The organism is Streptomyces sp. NPDC055140, assembly GCF_053607285.1.
In genome coordinates this window covers 1-2,175 of sequence record NZ_JBSGTG010000063.1, presented here as the reverse complement: position 1 = coordinate 2,175, position 2,175 = coordinate 1, and the positions used below count along the sequence as shown (strand labels likewise).

The 2,175-nt window shown below is 66.9% G+C and carries 2 protein-coding genes and 2 pseudogenes; 2 read left to right on the top strand and 2 right to left on the bottom strand.

Annotated elements, in window-relative coordinates; all coding sequences use genetic code 11:
• Positions 1 to 212: pseudogene (locus tag ACWFR4_RS45865) on the top strand (hypothetical protein); the annotation flags it as partial.
• A 92-nt stretch (positions 213 to 304) separates the two neighbouring features.
• On the opposite strand, the pseudogene ACWFR4_RS45860 reads toward ACWFR4_RS45865, so the two are convergent.
• Together ACWFR4_RS45860 and ACWFR4_RS45855 are read right to left on the bottom strand one after the other, a co-directional pair.
• Positions 305 to 448, bottom strand: a pseudogene (locus ACWFR4_RS45860) (transposase); the annotation flags it as partial.
• Positions 449 to 557: 109 nt separating this feature from the next.
• A complete protein-coding gene (locus ACWFR4_RS45855; protein WP_453657588.1) occupies positions 558 to 1,340 on the bottom strand; it encodes a GntR family transcriptional regulator in 783 nt (260 codons plus the stop codon).
• Positions 1,341 to 1,984: 644 nt separating this feature from the next.
• On the opposite strand from ACWFR4_RS45855, the gene ACWFR4_RS45850 reads away from it, so the two are divergent.
• On the top strand, positions 1,985 to 2,175 hold a 191-nt coding region (locus ACWFR4_RS45850), incomplete at its 3' end, for a WhiB family transcriptional regulator (RefSeq protein ID WP_453657606.1).

Here is a 2,175-nt window from a genome sequence, read left to right as displayed (position 1 = left end):
TCATTCCAGTCATCGATTGCCGAAGCCAGGTGCTGGCCCCACCGACCGCGCCGCGTCTGAAACTCATCGCGCCGAAGCGATGGAGGAAGGGCAGCGACACGATTCGGGCGGCTTTGGGTGCGCTCACCCCGACCGGTGCGGGCATGGAACCAGAGCACCGCACCTGCGGCTCTGATCATTTCGCCCATCCGCTTGGTACACCTCCCCAGTGACCTCTTCCTTCACCGGGCCCGCTGTTGACCGGTGAAGCGCTACCAGCATCTGGAGTCGGCGTGTTGGTAGAGAGGACAGGGTGTGGCAGTGGCGAGCCGAGCTCGTCCGGCAGGTCCCGCCAGGGCGAGCCGATGCGGTACTTCCACGCGATGGCCTCCAGGATTCGACGGTGATCAGCCCTCCGCCGGCCATGGAGCGGATCGGCCGACATCAACGGCTTGAGCCGCTCCCACATCGCATCAGTGATCACTAGTCGGACGGGTATAGCCGATCAACCGCAACACCCACCACGGGGCCGACGATGAGGTCAGCAGGGATGCGGACCGCTGCTCCCTCGCGGGGGGTCAGTTGCCTTCGGCGAGATTCAGGTTGTCGGCGCCCTGGTCAGGCCGGGAGGTGAGGCAGAAGCGTTCCGAAGACATCACGTACTCGGTGGCCTCGACCACGGCCCCGTCCTGGCGGGTGACACGCAGCGTCTGCACCAAGGGGATCCCGATCGGGGTGTCCAGGGTTGCGGCCTCCCCCTGCTCCGGCATGCGTGCACCGTCGACAAGGGTCCAGGACAGCATGGCTCCCGCCCGTACGAGACGCTCCAGAACTGCAGCACCTCCCGACGTCTCCGTCTCGAGGCCGGACAGCTTGTCGACGACTTCCAGGGGGACGTAGGTCTTCACCAGCTGGAGCGGAACGCGGGGGTCCGAGCCGACGCCTCGCACGCAGGCCCAGACGGCGACCTCGCCCTTGAGCCCCGTGCTCTCCGCGAGTTCAGGTGGCAGCTCTCCCCTGCTCCAGCCGGCGGGCGGATCGAGCGGGACCCAGGACTCGGAGCCGTGGTCGATCCAGTCCGCAGGCCCGCCCTGGGGCAAGAACTCGCGAAGCAGCGTGGTCCGCCGCGGCCGGCGACGCACAAAGGTCCCGCTGCCCTGGACGGACATCACGACGCCCGACTCCTTGAGCAACTGCAGCGCTCGGCGCACGGTCTCCCTGGCTACACCGAAGCGCTTCATCAGCTCGGGCTCGGTGGGGAGTTGATCCTCCGTGCCGTATAGCCCCTCGATGATCTCGGCCTTCAGTACGCGCGCCATGGCCGCCACCTTCTGGTGCTGCGGAAGGGTCGAGAGGTCCACGGCTGGCTCCTTGGCGGATGTCTGAGGCATCAAGAGCATACGACTAGACGAATCCCTTGACGAGCACCCGGCGCGCATGCAGACTGGCATCTGAATTCGCCTAGACGACTAGACGACTAGACGGATTGATGGCCGCATGCGATCGGTGCATGCAGTCCAGTGCCCACTCGACACCGCTCCACCGATCCGTCCACGGGCCGACGGAACGGGCTCAACCAGCTTGATCAACAAGTCCAGAGCGCGATCCACCGCAGCACGACGGCCGTGACCACACCGGCCGAGGCGAGTGGAGACCAGCCGGCCGAGAAAGGGCCACGCCCACGACGCATCGCGCAACCGGCTCAAAAGAAGCAGAACGACGCAGCCAGACACTCCAACCACGCCCGGGCGGATTTCCCCGCGGAAATCGGCCCTGCGTCCAGGGATCACCGCGCGGCATCGCCGTGCACCAACCAGCAACCCAACGTCGTCGATGCCCATAGAGCCGCTCAACTCGAAGAGCACCGACGGCCCCGGCTGCTGGTGGCCCAGCCACCATGCCAACCGCACTTCTCCCGCACCAGCACCACCCCGTCACCTCGTCCCGGCGCCTCACCACGCCCGCCGGGAACCACCCGTCATCACCCAACCTGTGGAGGTACGCCATGGACTGGCGTCACAACGCCGTTTGTCGCGAGGAAGACCCCGAGCTCTTCTTCCCCATCGGTAACACCGGCCCCGCGCTCCTGCAGATCGAAGAGGCCAAGGCCGTCTGCCGCCGCTGCCCCGTCATGGAGCAGTGCCTGCAGTGGGCGCTCGAGTCCGGCCAGGACTCCGGCGTCTGGGGTGGCCTCAG